This window comes from Novosphingobium sp. BL-S-33 (genome assembly GCF_056857025.1).
On sequence record NZ_CM166474.1, the window covers coordinates 1,024,690 to 1,036,987 of the forward strand.

The following is a 12,298-nucleotide window of genomic DNA, read 5'->3' on the forward strand; positions in this document are numbered from 1 at the left end:
GTCTGCGCAGGGCAAAGAAAAAGGGGCGGATCTCTCCGCCCCTTCCTTGGTTCCCGGGGGAACCTGTCCGTTGCCCGGCTTACTTGCCGAATTCGCGGAACTGGTCGTTACCGACGAAGCCGAACTTGGTCACGTTCGAAGCCTTGATCAGCTCCAGAACCTGAGCCGAAAGCTCGTAGCTTGCCTGGGCTTCCGGCTGGTACTGCAGTTCGGGCTCGACCTTGTAGGTCAGCGACTGCGCCAGCAGGTTCCGCAGGGTTCCCTGGTCCACGGCATTGCCGTTCCAGAGAATCTTCGCATCCGCGGTGAGCACGATCTTGTTCTTGATCGGGTCCACCGGCGGCGGCGTGTTCGTCGGGGGAGTTGCAACCGGCAGATCGATATCGATCGAGTGGGTCGCAACCGGGATGGTGATGATGAACATGATGAGGAGAACGAGCATGACGTCGATCAACGGCGTCGTGTTCATTTCCATCATCGGGGCGCCATCATCCTTGCCGCCTGACATTGCCATGGAATGTTACTCCTTCTCGAGCGTCACGCGCCCGGGTCAACCGGGTTGGTGATGAAGCCAACCGTCGGGTAACCAGCGATCTGGACGTTGTAGATCGCACCGGCCACGCAACGCCAGGGGGCGTTCACGTCACCGCGGATGTGGACCTGCGGCACGAGATCCGGATTGTCCCTAAGGGCTGCCGGACCGCCTTCGCGCTTCACGATGGCGTCAAGACGCTTGAAGGCCTGGTCGTACAGTTCCTGCGAGGTCACCGGCGTGATGTTGTTGAAGTAAACGCGGCATTCGCCATTGCGCGACGCGCCCTGGAAGCCGGGTTCACCTGCGCTGCGACCCGAATCGTCGGTGGTCGAGACGGAGAGGAGGAGGTTTTCCACCTTGTCCTTCGATTCGACCGCCACGATGACGGGGATCTTCAGCTTTTCGATCGTCTGGATCGCGACCGGGACCGCGATCAGGAAGATGATCAAAAGCACCAGCATGACGTCGACGAGCGGCGTCGTGTTGATGTCGGACATCGGTTTTTCGGCACCGCCTCCGCCCGTGGATATCGCCATAGTCTTATCCTAATCCTTGCGTTGCCCTGGGGGGCGACGGATGCAAACGAAGTGCTCCGCCGCCTGGGTCCCCGTGGACGCGCTACCGTGTGACAGCGCGTCCCATGCTGCTTACGGCTTGGCCGGAGCAGCAGCCGGCTTGGCCGGAGCAGCGGCGGGCTTGGCGGCGGCGGTGGAGATGACGGGCTTAACGGTGCCCTTCGAGTTGATGTTCGCCAGCAGGTCGGCCGAGAAGCCGGTCAGCAGTTCGGCGATGCGCTTGTTGCGGCTCTGGAGGTAGTTGTAAGCCAGAACTGCGGGAACGGCGACGATCAGGCCGAGCGCGGTCATGATCAGCGATTCACCGACCGGACCGGCAACCTTGTCGATCGAAGCCGAACCGGCGATGCCGATGGCGATCAGGGCGCGGTAGATGCCGACCACGGTACCGAACAGACCGATGAACGGTGCGGTCGCGCCGACGGTGGCGAGGAACGGCAGGCCGGTGGCGAGACGCGAGTTGATCGAGGCTTCCGAACGAGCGAGCGAAGCGTGCATCCAGTCATGGGCTTCGAGCGAGTCGGTCATCTTCGAGTGCTGGTCTTCGGCGGCGATGCCGTCGTCGACGAGCTGGCGCCATGCGCTGTTCTTGTCCAGCTTGGCAGCGCCTTCACGCAGGGTGGGAGCCTTCCAGAACGCGGTGCGCACTGCGCCGAACTGGCGCAGGATCTTCGACTGTTCGAACCACTTGGTGAAGAGGATGTAGAACGAGCCGAACGACATGATGCCCATGATGGTCACGGTGGCGTACGAAATGAAACCACCGGCCTGAAGAGCTTCGACAAAGCCGAACTTGTTCTGCGGCGCTGCTTCGCCAGCGGCGGCAAGGATGTCAACGATAAGCATGCGATTTACCTCTCAAGAAGAATGCAGGATTTGGCCGAATCCAACGCGTGGGGGTTCCGGCCAGGCCGTCAAATTTAACTGAGCTTGTAGACGATCGTCGTCGCGTACGAACCGGTGGTTGCGTTACCCGCGTCATCGAGAGCGGGGTTGAAGCGACCGAAACGGTTCATGCCTTCACAGGCCGCGGCGTCGAGTTCCGGGCTACCGCTGGAGCTGGTGACGGAGCAGCTCGTGACGCGACCATCGGGACCGATCGAAACGCGGACACCGACGCGGCCTTCACGCTCTTCGCGCAGGGCCTTGGCCGGATATTCCTGGTTGAAGCGGCTGGTCCAACCACCCTTGACCGACGCGCCACGCGCCTTCGAGGGGGCCGGGGGGGCCGGCGGTGCAATCGGTGCCGCAGGAGCCGGAATCGGAACCGCGGGCAGCGCCACCGGAGGCGGCGTGGTCACGGTCGTGATGGCCGGCGGAGCCGGTGCGATGTTGATCGGCGGCGGCGGCGCCACGATCGGCGGCGGCGGCGTATCCTGCTTCTGGGGGGGCGGCGGCGGCGGCTCCTCCTTGGGTTTCTCTTCCTTGATGTCGACTGTGGTCACTTTCTTCATGACCTGCTTCACCGCGGAGTAAGCCAGACCCGTGACGAGTGCATAGCCTACAAAGACGTGGATCAGCGCGACAATGACAAGCGCGGCAATCTTGTTGCCGCTCATTTGCTGGTCAGCGTAAGCCATTCAAACGCATCACTCCATAATCAAGCCCCAACCCCACCCGGGTGCGGACAGGGCCAAAGGCGCCCATGGCCCCCTCCCCAAGGAAAGGTCCATGACGAAACTCTAAATTACCCACCCTGACGGCTGTCAGTTCACCTAACCGTAAACGTTGTAACGGGGTTGGCGAACCGTGGGGCATTTTCGTTTTTTTGCCCCGTTTTGCGGAATTCCTTAGCGGGACCGTTGCCCCTGTGCAACGCCTTATCGGCAATCGTGTCGTTAACACCTGATTCATGGCTGTTAAGTTCCAAGCTGGGAAGGGGGAAATTTGTACAGCCTTGTGCAAGTCGCTAAGGCCTCGCCCCGCGCTTTCCGGAGATCGTTCCCAATGCCTGCGAATCTGCCCCGTCTTGCCCTGAAACTGGCGTGTGCCGCCCTGGCTGTGCAGGCGTTTCCGGCGCTAGCGCAGGCCCAGCCGGCTTCCCGGGACGATGCGCCGGCGCTGCTGCGCGAGGCGACTTTCGCCGATCTTGCCACGCTGGCCGATTCGGCCCCGCTGGTGGTGCGCGCTACGGTGCGCAAGATGGCGCGCGTAGAGGATGCCCGCGCGCCGGGGCTTACGCCCGGAATGGGCCGTTTCTACGTGGATGCCGATACCCGTTCGCTGCTCACGGGCTCCTCGCCGATCGGGCAAAGTTTTGCCTATCTCGTGGACCTTCCTCTCGATGCGCGCGGCAAGCCGCCGACGCTCAAGAAGCAGGACGTCCTGCTCTTTGCACGTCCTGTCGCAGGACGCCCCGGAGAGCTGCAGCTGGTTACCCCCACTGCGCAGCAGCTCTGGAGCGAACAGGTGGAAGCGCGCGTGCGCGGCCTGCTGAAAGCGCTTGTCGCCCCCGATGCGCCGGCGCGAATCACCGGCGTGCGTGAACTGCTCTTTGTCCCGGGCAATCTTGCCGGGCAGGGAGAGACCCAGATCTTCCTCTCGACCGAAAGCGGGTCGGCCGCCTCGATCACGGTCGTCCATGAACCCGGCACGGTTCCGGCCTGGGGTGTCTCTTTCTCCGAACTGGTGGCCGATATCGGCCATCCGCCCAAGCCTGAGACGCTGGAATGGTATCGCCTCGCCTGCTCGCTCCCGGCCAATCCGCCGCAGCGTGCAAACGTTTCCGAAGGCGTGGAAGCTATGAAGCAGGCGGCGGCGGACTATCGCATGGTGCTGAACCAGCTCGGACCTTGCGTCCGCAATCCCGTGAGCCGCTGAACTCGGTCGCGGTTCTTGGCTCTATATTAAGGGTTCGGGGCGCGAAGGTACTGGAATTTCCCGGTGGGCTCGCTTAGGGCGCGCTCGCGAAAGGGAATTCCATGGTTGAACCGCTGAATATTGCGCTAGCCGGTCTCGGCACGGTCGGGGCGGGCGTTGTCCGTCTCATCGAGACCAATGCCGAACTGATTGCCCGGCGGGCCCGCCGGCCGATCCGCATCGCCGCGGTAAGCGCGCGCGATCGCAGCAAGGACCGCGGGGTAGACCTCTCGCGCTACGACTGGGTGGACGATACCGCCGCGCTTGCCTCGCGTCCCGATGTGGACGTGGTGGTCGAGATGGTCGGCGGTTCGGACGGGGCGGCGCTGGCGCTGGCGCGCAATGCCATCGGACAGGGCAAGGGCTTCGTTACCGCCAACAAGGCGATGATCGCGCATCACGGGTTGGAGCTGGCCTCGGCCGCCGAATCGGCCGGTGTCGCGCTCAAGTTCGAGGCGGCGGTCGCTGGAGGCATCCCGGTCATCAAGGGCCTGAGCGAGGGCGCTGCCGCCAATGCCATAGAGCGGGTCTACGGCATCCTGAACGGCACCTGCAATTACATACTCTCCACCATGGAGGACACCGGCCGCGATTTCGGCGACGTTCTCGCCGAGGCGCAGCGCATGGGCTATGCCGAGGCCGATCCCACCTTCGACATCGAGGGTATCGACGCCGCGCACAAGCTTTCGATCCTTGCCGCCATCGCGTTCGGATCACAGCTTCGCTTCGATGCGGTGGAGACCTCCGGCATCTCACGCGTGAAAGCCGCCGACATCGAGCAGGCGCGCTCGCTAGGCTACGTCATCCGCCTGATCGGCATGAGCGAAATCGACCGGGCCGAAGGCACCCCGCGCCTGTTCCAGCGCGTACGTCCGCATCTGGTGCCGTTCGACCATCCGCTGGCCCATGTCGACGGGGCGACCAATGCCGTCGTCGCCGAGGGCAATTTCATGGGCCGCCTGCTGTTCCAGGGCGCCGGTGCCGGTGACGGGCCGACTGCCAGCGCGGTGGTTGCCGACATCATCGACATCGCGCGCGGCGAGAAGGGCGCGGCATTCTCGATGCCGTCGAGCGAGCTGGAGGCGATCGAGCCCGCCGGCACCGGCCACCGCCGCAGCCGCAGCTATATCCGCTTCACCGTGCCGGACCGGCCCGGCGTGCTCGCCGAAATCACCGCCGCCATGCGCGATGCGGGGGTTTCGATCGCCAGCATGATCCAGAAGGGCCACGCCGGGCAGGAGGGCGAGGTGATCCTGGCCATCGTCACGCATGAAGGCCCCGAATCGGCCGTCAGCGAGGCAATGCGCGTGCTGGAGGGCTCGGACAGTCTCGCTGCCGCGCCGCTGGTGATGCAGATCATCGAAGGCTGACATTTTCGGCGCGCTCGTCAGCGAGGGGCGCGCCGAACCCTTTTAATGCGCGCGCAACTCGCCCTTGGCGACGAGGTCTGCGTCGGATCCGGCGGGGGCTTCGGGGATCTGCGACAGGTCGATGATCAGCGGCTGCGCAGGCGCACAGGGCGGAATGAAGCAGCCGCGCGCGGCGGTTATGCCGCCGATGTTCTTTTCGAAATTGGGCGGATGAAGCCGGCCGTCATTGGTGCCGGCAGGCCCGGTCGGGTCGCTTTCGGCGGAGGACTGGACGCGAAACTTTTCCTCGTCCGGCGCGCAGACGACGATTTCGCCCGGCCGTCCCTCGCGCGAACAGGCGCGGTGGGTGGGGTCGGGGGTGACTCTGCCGCCCGACGCCATCATCCTCTCGGCCATGGCGCGGTCAGCGTCCGTGATTGGAGGGCCTACCTGACTGGCAGTGGAGGCGGAAGCCGAACTGGCCTGTGCAAAGGCGGTTCCGGCGGCGATTCCGGGCGCGCAGGCGGTAGATAGTGTCGCGATTGCGAAAAGCGCGCGCCATGTCCTCGACAATTGGTATTCCTCTGTCTAATCCCCCGACCCGAACCTTTTCCCTCCACGCCTTAATGCGGAGTGATCATGCCCGAAGCAAGTAAAGTCCTCGATCGCGTCCTAGTCCTCGAGATGGTCCGCGTCACCGAGGCGGCTGCCATCGCGGCATCCGAACTGGTTGGCCGCGGTGACGAGAAGGCGGCAGACCATGCCGCCGTTGAAGCCATGCGCAAGGCCTTCGACACCCTTTATATGGATGGCACCGTAGTCATCGGTGAGGGTGAGCGCGACGAAGCGCCGATGCTCTACATCGGCGAGAAGGTGGGCGGCGCCCCCGGTCGCGGCCCGCGCATCGATATCGCGCTGGACCCGCTGGAAGGCACGACCATCACGGCCAAGGCCGGCCCCAACGCGCTGGCCGTGCTGGCGGCGGCGGAAGAGGGCGGCCTGCTCAACGCGCCCGACGTCTATATGGAAAAGCTGGCGGTCGGCCCGGGTTATCCCGAGGACGTGATCGACCTCACCAAAAGCCCGTCGGAGAACGTCAAGGCCGTTGCGGCCGCAAAGGGCGTGGCACCGGACGAGATCATCGTCTGCGTGCTTGACCGTCCGCGCCATGCCGACCTCATTGCCGAACTGCGCGCGCTCGGCTGCGGCGTCGTGCTGATCGGTGACGGTGACGTGGCCGGCGTGATCGCCGTGACCGACGAGAACACCACGATCGACATGTACATGGGCACCGGCGGCGCGCCCGAGGGCGTGCTGGCTGCAGCGGCACTGCGCTGCGTCGGCGGCCAGATCCAGGGCCGCCTGGTGTTCCGCAACGATGACGAGCGCGCCCGCGCCCGCAAGTGGGGCATCGAGGATCTCGACAAGGTCTACAAGCTGCGCGACCTCGCCAAGGGCGACTGCATTTTCGCGGCAACCGGGGTTACCGATGGCTCGCTGCTGCAGGGCGTCAAGCGCCTCAAGGGCGGCCAGATGACCACCGAAAGCGTGGTGATGCGCGCCAGCTCCGGCACGGTGCGCTGGATCAAGGGCGAGCACCGCGTTCGCGGGTGAAATTTCCTGAGCCACATATAAATTCTGATAAATCAGATGCCTGCATCTGAAAACGTCGGTCCGGGGATTGCTCCGGGCCGGCGTTTTCGCGTTCATGTCACGGTGACCGCGCCACGCTTTCTGTTGCAATCCGATGACTCATGAGTAGAGGCGGGCGCGTTCAGCCAACCAATCATCACCAGCCGTCTCGGAGATTCGCCATGAAGATCATGTCCGGCAACAGCAACCTTCCGCTCGCGCGGGCCATCGCAGCCTATCTTGAGCTGCCGCTGACCGATGCGGCGGTCCGCCGCTTCGCCGACGAGGAAATCTTCGTCGAAATCCACGAGAACGTGCGCGGCGAGGACGTCTTCGTCGTCCAGCCGACCAGCTACCCCGTCAACGACAACCTGATGGAACTGCTGATCTGCATCGACGCGCTGCGCCGCGCTTCGGCCAAGCGTATCACGGCCGTGATTCCCTACTTCGGTTACGCCCGCCAGGACCGCAAGCCCGGTCCGCGCACGCCGATCTCGGCCAAGCTGGTTGCCAACCTGCTGACCGAAGCCGGTGCCGACCGGGTTCTCTCGGTGGACCTGCACGCCGGGCAGATCCAGGGCTTCTTCGACATCCCGACCGACAACCTCTTTGCTGCGCCGGTCATGGCCGCCGACATTCAGGCGCGCTATGGCGACCAGTCGCTGATGGTGGTTTCGCCCGACGTGGGCGGCGTGGTCCGCGCCCGCTCGCTGGCCAAGCGCCTCGATAACGCGCCGCTCGCCATTGTCGACAAGCGCCGCGACAAGCCCGGCCAGTCGGAAGTCATGAACATCATCGGTGATGTGAAGGGCCGCGCCTGCATCCTGATCGACGATATCATCGATTCGGGCGGCACCCTGTGCAACGCCGCGCAGGCGCTGATGGACGAAGGCGCCACCAGCGTCACCGCCTACATCACCCACGGCGTGCTTTCGGGCGCGGCGGTTTCGCGCGTCACCAATTCCGCGCTGAAGGAACTGGTGATCACCGATTCGATCCAGGCGACCGACGACGCCAAGGCTTCGGACAAGATCCGCATCCTGACGATCGCGCCGCTGATTGGCGAAGCGATCCGCCGCATTGCCGACGAAAGCTCAGTGTCGAGCCTGTTCGACTGAGGACGCGCCGGGGCTGCGCGCTTCGGGGCCATTATTGGTGACAGTGAACGGCGCAGGGGCCTCCCCTGCGCCGTTCCGGTTTCAGCTACTCGTCATTCCAGGGGCGCACTTGCCCCGGTGCCAGCCGGTTGAGCGCTTCCAGCCGCCGCGCCTGCCGCGATTCCAGCGCCAACGTCATGATCGGCTGCGGCCGCTTCACGAACTGGCTGGGCGACATGCCGAAGAGTTCGGTGAACTCGTGGATCAGGTGGCTCTCGTCGTAATAGCGCAGCGCGATCTCGTCGGCCTCGTCACTGTCGGCGACGCCGCGCAAATAGCTAGCCATGTCCAGCGCGCGCGCCCGGCGCAGCACTTGCTTGGGCGGCATGCCGAAATCGCGGTTCACCACGCGTTCCAGCGTGCGCCGGTCCACCCCGCACTCGCGCGCGGCATCGCTGACCGCCATCGATGGGTCGCGATAGGAGATCACTTCGAAACTGCGCGTCACCGGATCGGGCGGCGGGCAATTCATGCTCTCGATCCGGTGGCGGAACGCCTGCTCCAGATGCTGGAGCCACACTTCGGACGGCGCATCGGGTTCCAGCATGGCGAGGAACTGCTCGGACGGGAGCGAGACCGCGCTGGTGCTGACCAGACGGTCCACGAAATCGCCCACCCGCGGTCCCTGCATCGCGGTGCAGGCACCTGCGCGCAGCGCCACGGCGACGCTGGCGAAGCTGCCCGTCACCGTCACCGGCATGCACCGCGAATGGGGCCCGAAGAACAGTGCCGAGTCGCGGACCCGGCGTTCGCCGTCGGCGGTCTGGACGCACCAGCGGCCTTTGGTCTGAATGCGCAGAAAGGCAGTGTCGCTGAACAGGCTGCACGAAAGCGTGTAGTCTGCGGGCGCGGACACTTTCGTCACCGACACGCGCGCGATCCACGGAGCGAGATCCGCTGCCGGCGCGCGATTGTACGATAACGGTTGTCCGTCCCGCGTATATCCTTGTTCCGGCGCGATTGCCGGATCGATAGCTGGGATTTTCCTGCGCAGCATGCCCCTACTTCTTTGCAGTAGAATATGCCCCCGCCAACGGAATAGGGGCGGCCGCAAGTTCCTGCAATGTGTGAAAAACACATAAGGGTTCGGGGCATGTGCAAGATTCTGCCAGTCTTGATGAATTTCCGGCGGGCGCTTGACCTTCCGGCACTGGAAAAGGCACAGGTCCGCCATGAAACTCGATCAGGATATCGCCCTTGCCCTGCGACTCGCCGATGCGGCAGGCGAAGCGATCAGGCCCCACTTCCGCACGGGGCTGAGCGCCGAGCGAAAGTCCGATGCCTCGCCCGTCACCATTGCCGATCGCGCCGCGGAAGAGGCCATGCGGCGGATTCTCAAGGCAGAAGTTCCGCGTGACGCGATTATCGGCGAGGAGTTCGGCACGGAGGAGGGCTCCTCTGGCCGGACCTGGGTGCTCGATCCGATCGATGGCACGGTCTCGTTCATTGCCGGTCGTCCGATTTTCGGCACGCTGATTGCGCTGCTGGTCGATGGCTGGCCGGTGCTGGGCGTGATCGACCAGCCGATCCTGCGCGAACGCTGGGTCGGCGCCAGCGGCATGCCCACCACCTTCAACGGCAAGGAAGTGCGCACGCGCCCGTGCCGCGAACTGTCCGACGCCATGCTGGCGACTACCGGTCCGCAGTATTTCGACGATCACGAGGGTGAGCACTTCATGGCGCTGGCGGCCAAGACCGATCACAAGCGCATGATGATGGGCGGCGACTGCTATAACTATGGCCTGCTCGCTTCGGGCCAGATCGACCTCGTTTGCGAGGCCGGGCTCAAGCTGCACGACTGGGCCGCGCTGGTGCCGGTGGTGGAAGGCGCCGGGGGCACGATGTGCGATTGGAACGGTGAGCCGCTTCACGCGCAGTCCGACGGGCATGTTCTGGCGATCGGCGATCCCGCGCGTCTTGAAGACGTGATCGAGGCGATGGGCTGCCATCACTGAGGTGGTGCGCAGGGTCTGTCTGTTCGTCTACGGCACGCTCCAGCACCACGCGGGCACGCGTATGGGCCAATGGCTGGCGGAGCGCACGGAAAGCGCCGAGCCTGCCTCCGTTCCCGGGCGCATCCATGCGATAAAGAGCGGCGACGGCTGGTTTCCGGCGCTTGTCCGGGCACAGGGGCGGGGGCACGTTCAGGGCACGCTTTGCCGGCTCGGATTGGCGCCCGGCGATCTTGCCCGGCTCGATCGCTATGAAGGGCGCGGGTACCGGCGCATCTGCCTGCCGGTGCGCACTGCCTCGGGCCGAAGGGCCCGGGCGCAAGTCTATCTCTGGCGTCTCGCGCTTCCCGGCGCGGCGCCGGTGGTGCGCGACGGGCACTACCTCCGCTGGCTGGAACGCACCGGCCACACGGCATTTACGACCTTGCGCTGCGGGGGCTGAGGAGCAGGCCGGGCGGGTGGGGACGGATCAGAGTCCAAACCCCTTGCCTTCCCGCCGTTCTCCCACTAAAGGCGCCCCCTTCAATCGACACGGTTGAGTCTTTGACTAAAGAGATTCGCGCGTCCGCCTGGCGAAAAGGGCTGCCATGGCTGACCGGACGTGTCCCTGTGAAAAGGAGACGAAAATGCCCAAGCTGAAGACCAAGAGCGGTGTGAAGAAGCGCTTCAAGCTCACCGCCACCGGCAAGGTGAAGCACGGCGTAGCCGGCAAGCGCCACCGCCTGATGAGCCATAACGGCAAGTACATCCGCCAGAATCGCGGCACCGAAGTCATTTCCGACGCCGATGCCAAGACGATCAAAAAGTGGGCGCCCTACGGGCTCAACTGAGGAGTACTGACCGATGAGCCGTATCAAGAGGGGTGTTACCACCCGCGCCAAGCACAAGCGTCTTCTCGAACAGGCCAAGGGTTACCGCGGCCGTCGTAAGAATACGATCCGCGTTGCCCGCCAGGCCGTCGAAAAGGCCGGCCAGTACGCGTACCGCGACCGCAAGATCAAGAAGCGCACCTTCCGCGCGCTGTGGATCCAGCGTATCAACGCTGCCGTCCGCGCCGAAGGCCTGACCTATTCGCAGTTCATGCACGGCATCAAGCTTGCCGGCATCGAACTCGATCGCAAGGCGATGGCCGACCTCGCCATGAACGAGGGTTCGGTGTTCTCGACCGTGATCGCACAGGCCAAGGCAGCTCTGCCCGCCGCCTAAGCCGCTGGCACGGCACCCTTGCGGCGCCGCGCTTTGCGACTGCGAAAACAATACGAGGCGCGAGTGTTTCGGCACTCGCGCCTCGAATTGTTTTGCCCGCCCTCAAAACTCGCGGTACGTGATGTATCGGGGTACTTTGGCGGCAAAAAGATACAGAAACAGGCGGGGAATGACGGCCAGGCGTGTCATCATCCAATATTGCCCGGTGCCATTGGAGCTTGATCGCTTCGTATCGGCTCTTTTTTACTGTGAAATCGAGATTGGGGAGGGGGGACGTCTTCAGGACGTGCTCTGCCCGGACTGGGCCAGTTTCCGGTTTCACTTCGATTCACAGACCGAAGTGTCGATGCGCAACGGATCCACGATCACCGGATCGCGGTTCACGGTCAGTGGCCCGCGTTCGCAGGAAGTTCACTTTTCGATGGGCTCCTCGCGCCAGTGGGGCTTTCGCCTGACACCGCTGGGCTGGGCCGCGCTGACCGGGCAGACAGCCGACGCCTATGCCAATGTCATCGTCGATGGCGACCGCGATCCCAACTTCGAACGCTTCCGCCCGCTATATGACGCATTGCAGGCCGAACAGGGCGCGCTGGGCGCGCAGCTGGACCGGGTGGTCGCCTTCCTCTCCGCGCTCGAACCCCGGCCTGTTCCGCACGAGGATCTGATCGTCGCCATCGGGGAGGCACTTGCCGATCCGGAACTGCGTTCGTCGGTGGAACTCGTGAAGCGAGTGGGCGCGAATTCGCGCATGGTCGAGCGGGTTTGCCGCGCCGCTTTCGGCTTTCCTCCCAAGCTACTGCTGCGCCGCCAGCGCTTTCTGCGCAGTGTCGAGCAGTTCACGCTCGACCCGACGCTGAAGTGGATCGGCGCGATCGACGCGGCCTATCACGATCAGGCCCAGTTCGTGCGGGACTTCCGCGACTTCATGGGCATGAGCCCGCGCCAGTATGCCCAGCTCGACAAGCCGCTGACGGTAACGCTGATCCGCGAGCGGATTCGCCACGCGCGCACCGCCGGGCTCTGATCCGCCACT

Annotated in this window: 15 protein-coding genes; 9 read left to right on the top strand and 6 right to left on the bottom strand. The window is 64.5% G+C overall.

The genetic code is table 11. The features are described from left to right. Positions 1-79: 79 nt before the first annotated feature. From AC1VVM_RS04805 to AC1VVM_RS04820, 4 genes are all read right to left on the bottom strand, one after another. Positions 80-514 carry an ExbD/TolR family protein gene (locus tag AC1VVM_RS04805; protein ID WP_132387951.1) on the bottom strand — a complete coding sequence of 145 codons (435 nt, stop codon included), beginning with the start codon at positions 512-514 and terminating at the stop codon, positions 80-82. A gap of 23 nt (positions 515-537) precedes the next feature. Continuing rightward, the gene (locus tag AC1VVM_RS04810; protein WP_207904693.1) at positions 538-1,071 is read right to left on the bottom strand and encodes an ExbD/TolR family protein; all 534 of its coding nucleotides are present in this window, start codon (positions 1,069-1,071) and stop codon (positions 538-540) included. Between the two features lie 111 nt (positions 1,072-1,182). After that, the gene (locus AC1VVM_RS04815; RefSeq protein ID WP_132387955.1) at positions 1,183-1,956 is read right to left on the bottom strand and encodes a MotA/TolQ/ExbB proton channel family protein; all 774 of its coding nucleotides are present in this window, start codon (positions 1,954-1,956) and stop codon (positions 1,183-1,185) included. 74 nt (positions 1,957-2,030) lie between these two features. Further along, positions 2,031-2,690: an energy transducer TonB gene (locus AC1VVM_RS04820; protein ID WP_132387957.1), complete on the bottom strand. Its 660-nt coding sequence runs from the start codon at positions 2,688-2,690 to the stop codon at positions 2,031-2,033. Positions 2,691-3,057: 367 nt separating this feature from the next. Here AC1VVM_RS04820 and AC1VVM_RS04825 point away from each other — a divergent pair, with 367 nt between their 5' ends. Then, positions 3,058-3,930, top strand: coding sequence for a hypothetical protein (locus AC1VVM_RS04825; RefSeq protein ID WP_482955987.1), 873 nt, complete (start codon positions 3,058-3,060; stop codon positions 3,928-3,930). A 101-nt stretch (positions 3,931-4,031) separates the two neighbouring features. After that, positions 4,032-5,339, top strand: a complete 1,308-nt coding sequence (locus AC1VVM_RS04830) for a homoserine dehydrogenase (protein WP_482955988.1) — start codon at positions 4,032-4,034, stop codon at positions 5,337-5,339. A gap of 42 nt (positions 5,340-5,381) precedes the next feature. Here AC1VVM_RS04830 and AC1VVM_RS04835 read toward each other — a convergent pair whose 3' ends face one another. Continuing rightward, entirely contained in the window at positions 5,382-5,891 is a 510-nt protein-coding gene (locus tag AC1VVM_RS04835; protein WP_482955989.1) for a hypothetical protein, read from the bottom strand. A gap of 66 nt (positions 5,892-5,957) precedes the next feature. Between AC1VVM_RS04835 and glpX the strand changes: the two genes are divergently transcribed. Both glpX and AC1VVM_RS04845 read left to right on the top strand, forming a co-directional pair. Continuing rightward, entirely contained in the window at positions 5,958-6,932 is a 975-nt protein-coding gene (glpX, locus tag AC1VVM_RS04840; RefSeq protein ID WP_132387963.1) for a class II fructose-bisphosphatase, read from the top strand. A 200-nt stretch (positions 6,933-7,132) separates the two neighbouring features. Continuing rightward, the gene (locus AC1VVM_RS04845; RefSeq protein ID WP_132387965.1) at positions 7,133-8,068 is read left to right on the top strand and encodes a ribose-phosphate pyrophosphokinase; all 936 of its coding nucleotides are present in this window, start codon (positions 7,133-7,135) and stop codon (positions 8,066-8,068) included. Between the two features lie 85 nt (positions 8,069-8,153). Here AC1VVM_RS04845 and AC1VVM_RS04850 read toward each other — a convergent pair whose 3' ends face one another. Further along, positions 8,154-9,104, bottom strand: coding sequence for a helix-turn-helix domain-containing protein (locus tag AC1VVM_RS04850; RefSeq protein WP_482955990.1), 951 nt, complete (start codon positions 9,102-9,104; stop codon positions 8,154-8,156). A gap of 175 nt (positions 9,105-9,279) precedes the next feature. Between AC1VVM_RS04850 and hisN the strand changes: the two genes are divergently transcribed. The 5 genes from hisN (at position 9,280) to AC1VVM_RS04875 (ending at position 12,289) form a co-directional block, all read left to right on the top strand. Further along, positions 9,280-10,062 (top strand): histidinol-phosphatase, encoded by a 783-nt coding sequence (gene hisN / locus AC1VVM_RS04855; RefSeq protein ID WP_482955991.1) that lies wholly within the window; start codon positions 9,280-9,282, stop codon positions 10,060-10,062. Between the two features lie 4 nt (positions 10,063-10,066). After that, on the top strand, positions 10,067-10,501 hold the full coding sequence (locus AC1VVM_RS04860) for a gamma-glutamylcyclotransferase family protein (RefSeq protein WP_482955992.1): 435 nt from the start codon (positions 10,067-10,069) through the stop codon (positions 10,499-10,501). A 184-nt stretch (positions 10,502-10,685) separates the two neighbouring features. Next, positions 10,686-10,889 carry a 50S ribosomal protein L35 gene (gene rpmI, locus AC1VVM_RS04865; protein WP_021232722.1) on the top strand — a complete coding sequence of 68 codons (204 nt, stop codon included), beginning with the start codon at positions 10,686-10,688 and terminating at the stop codon, positions 10,887-10,889. Positions 10,890-10,902: 13 nt separating this feature from the next. Beyond that, positions 10,903-11,265: a 50S ribosomal protein L20 gene (gene rplT, locus AC1VVM_RS04870; protein WP_132387973.1), complete on the top strand. Its 363-nt coding sequence runs from the start codon at positions 10,903-10,905 to the stop codon at positions 11,263-11,265. Positions 11,266-11,611: 346 nt separating this feature from the next. After that, positions 11,612-12,289 (top strand): helix-turn-helix domain-containing protein, encoded by a 678-nt coding sequence (locus AC1VVM_RS04875; protein WP_482955993.1) that lies wholly within the window; start codon positions 11,612-11,614, stop codon positions 12,287-12,289. Positions 12,290-12,298 lie beyond the last annotated feature (9 nt).

Excerpts from the sequence above, each read along its gene's own strand:
- AC1VVM_RS04805 (WP_132387951.1), bottom strand. The coding sequence starts at position 514 with ATGGCAATGTCAGGCGGCAAGGATGATGGCGCCCCGATGATGGAAATG.
- AC1VVM_RS04810 (WP_207904693.1), bottom strand. The coding sequence starts at position 1,071 with ATGGCGATATCCACGGGCGGAGGCGGTGCCGAAAAACCGATGTCCGAC.
- AC1VVM_RS04815 (WP_132387955.1), bottom strand. The coding sequence starts at position 1,956 with ATGCTTATCGTTGACATCCTTGCCGCCGCTGGCGAAGCAGCGCCGCAG.
- AC1VVM_RS04820 (WP_132387957.1), bottom strand. The coding sequence starts at position 2,690 with ATGGCTTACGCTGACCAGCAAATGAGCGGCAACAAGATTGCCGCGCTT.
- AC1VVM_RS04825 (WP_482955987.1), top strand. The coding sequence starts at position 3,058 with ATGCCTGCGAATCTGCCCCGTCTTGCCCTGAAACTGGCGTGTGCCGCC.
- AC1VVM_RS04830 (WP_482955988.1), top strand. The coding sequence starts at position 4,032 with ATGGTTGAACCGCTGAATATTGCGCTAGCCGGTCTCGGCACGGTCGGG.
- glpX (WP_132387963.1), top strand. The coding sequence starts at position 5,958 with ATGCCCGAAGCAAGTAAAGTCCTCGATCGCGTCCTAGTCCTCGAGATG.
- AC1VVM_RS04845 (WP_132387965.1), top strand. The coding sequence starts at position 7,133 with ATGAAGATCATGTCCGGCAACAGCAACCTTCCGCTCGCGCGGGCCATC.
- AC1VVM_RS04850 (WP_482955990.1), bottom strand. The coding sequence starts at position 9,104 with ATGCTGCGCAGGAAAATCCCAGCTATCGATCCGGCAATCGCGCCGGAA.
- hisN (WP_482955991.1), top strand. The coding sequence starts at position 9,280 with ATGAAACTCGATCAGGATATCGCCCTTGCCCTGCGACTCGCCGATGCG.
- rpmI (WP_021232722.1), top strand. The coding sequence starts at position 10,686 with ATGCCCAAGCTGAAGACCAAGAGCGGTGTGAAGAAGCGCTTCAAGCTC.
- rplT (WP_132387973.1), top strand. The coding sequence starts at position 10,903 with ATGAGCCGTATCAAGAGGGGTGTTACCACCCGCGCCAAGCACAAGCGT.
- AC1VVM_RS04875 (WP_482955993.1), top strand. The coding sequence starts at position 11,612 with ATGCGCAACGGATCCACGATCACCGGATCGCGGTTCACGGTCAGTGGC.